1 protein-coding gene is annotated in these 2,472 nt (G+C 34.9%); it reads right to left on the reverse strand.

Going from position 1 to position 2,472, the window contains the following annotated elements; all coding sequences use genetic code 11:
• Nucleotides 1–532: 532 nt before the first annotated feature.
• Nucleotides 533–2,272 (reverse strand): ABC transporter ATP-binding protein, encoded by a 1,740-nt coding sequence (locus EDD71_RS15030; protein WP_133629523.1) that lies wholly within the window; start codon nt 2,270–2,272, stop codon nt 533–535.
• Nucleotides 2,273–2,472: the final 200 nt, after the last annotated feature.

Consider the following 2,472-nt stretch of genomic DNA (forward strand, 5'->3'; position numbering starts at 1 on the left):
AGCCAGGATCAAACTCTCAAATTAAAATCCTAGCGTTAGAATTACTCAAGTTACGTTCGCTTTCCACTGTTCAATTTTCAAAGGCCAAACTTTATGTGCCCATTAGGACCGATGTCGCTAGATTATATTAGCACGTCATTACTATTATGTCAACTAGTAATTTCTTGATTGTCAATTTTGCTTTCTCAATGCGACTCAATTATAATATCATGTATTTTTCATTATGTCAACTACTTTGTTTACTTTATTTTTTCTACCTCATTACGAAGACTCATATATAATATCATGAAGATACGGAGTTAATATAATTAAATAAGTCATTTATAAGAAATTATACTTTTATATCTCTATTATTCTTATTTTATTGTTATTTTACTTATTCAGATACTCCAGGTGATGTTGACGTTATATTTCTTTTGCTTGATTATAGATTTAAGGTTTGAATAGACTGCTTTCTCTAGATTTTTCCCTCTATTGCATATCAAAAGGGAAGCCCCAAAACAGGCTTCCCTTTAACCTATCGGCTATCCGTTTAAGATATCTCCTCAAACTGCATGTTGTAAAGGTAAGCGTATATGCCTCCGCGGTCTATAAGCTCCTCGTGCTTTCCCCTTTCCTTTATTCCCTCATCTGTTAGTACAATTATTTCATCAGCATTCCTTATAGTGCTTAACCTATGGGCAATAACCAGAGTTGTTCTGTTTTTCGCAAGTTCGTCCAGAGATTTTTGTATAAACTTTTCACTCTCGTTATCCAGAGCTGATGTAGCCTCATCCAATATTAGTATGCTGGGATTCTTTAAGAATACCCTTGCTATGGATATTCTTTGTTTCTGTCCTCCGGAAAGTTTAACTCCCCTCTCTCCTACATAGGTATCATACCCTTCATCAAGACTCATTATAAAGTCATGAATATTCGCCCGCTTTGCAGCCTCTATTATCTCCTCCTGCGTTGCTCCTGGCCTTCCATAGGCTATATTTTCCCTTATGGTGCCTGCAAATAAGTAAACGTCCTGCTGTACTATACCTATGGAATTTCTTAAGGATTTAAGCGTTATATCCCTTATATCAATTCCATCTATGGTTATTGAACCCTCACTTATCTCATAGAATCTTGGTATCAAGCTGCAAAGAGTGGTCTTTCCTCCCCCTGATGGTCCAATAAGTGCTATTTTCTTGCCTGCCTCTATCTTTATGTTTATATTGTTAAGTACGTTATGCTTATCGTTATAACTAAAGGAAACGTTCTTAAACTCGATGTTTCCCTTTGGGTTTACAATGTCTATTGCACCCTTCCTGTCCTCTATATCCGGCTTGGTCTCTATGACCTCAAGGAATCTTTCAAAGCCTGTGATCCCCCTCTGGAACTGCTCTGTAAAGTTTATAAGTTTTTCTATAGGGTTTAAGAAGGTGTTTATATAGAGTATATATACTACAAGGTCTGAACTTTCCAGCGAACCACTGCTTATAAATATCCCTCCTGCAAGGATTACTGAAAGATACAACAATCCTTGAAAGAAGCTGTTTCCGCTAAAGAACCTTCCCATTATAAAATAACTATCCCTTTTGGTTTCAAGAAACTCCATATTACCCTTTTCAAACTTGGCAATTTCTATTTCTTCATTTGCAAAGGACTTTACTACCCTTATTCCAGAAAGGCTGTCCTGAACTACCGCGTTTACATCGGCAATCTTTTGTCTGTTCTTCATAAAGACACTTCTCATCTTTTTATTATAAAAATAAGAGAAATAGATCATTACAATGGTAAAGAACATAAGTATAAGCGTAAGATTAATGTTTATTGTAACAAGTATAATAAAGGAACCGGTTATTTTAATCAATGATATAAACAAATCCTCGGGCCCATGATGTGCAAGCTCCGATATATCGAATAGGTCCGTGACTATCCTTGACATGAGCTTTCCTGTGTTATGATTGTCATAATAGGAGAATGACAGCTTCTGTAGATGCTCAAACAAATCCCTTCTCATGTCGGCTTCCATTTTTGCCCCCATGATATGCCCCCAGGAGGTTATAAAGTACTGACAGAAATACCTTATTATATACATTGCCAAAAGGGCACTTCCGATATATATAACATAACGAACTATTTCTCTACTGTCATTTAAAATATATACATCATTAAGAAGATATCTGACTATTACAGGAAATAAAAGGTCTATACCTGACAAAGTCAGGGCACAGAACATATCTGCAAAAAACAGATGTTTATAGGGTTTATAATATTTTATAAATTTCTTTATACTTTTCATAGTTTATGTGCTCACCTTCCTTTGTAATCGCACTTAAAATTAATTATACCAAATAAGAATGTATAAAATAAACTTTTTTACTATTTTAACAGAGATTTCGCATCTAATCTTAAATTGCAATATTAAATGCAACACCCCGTGAAAAAATCATGTAGAATAGGGTTAGTGTAAACCATACTTAACCTTAAGCCCATCTTAAT

Origin of the sequence: Fonticella tunisiensis (assembly GCF_004364155.1) — a bacterium.
In the GTDB taxonomy this organism is placed as follows: Bacteria; Bacillota; Clostridia; order Clostridiales; family Caloramatoraceae; genus Fonticella; species Fonticella tunisiensis.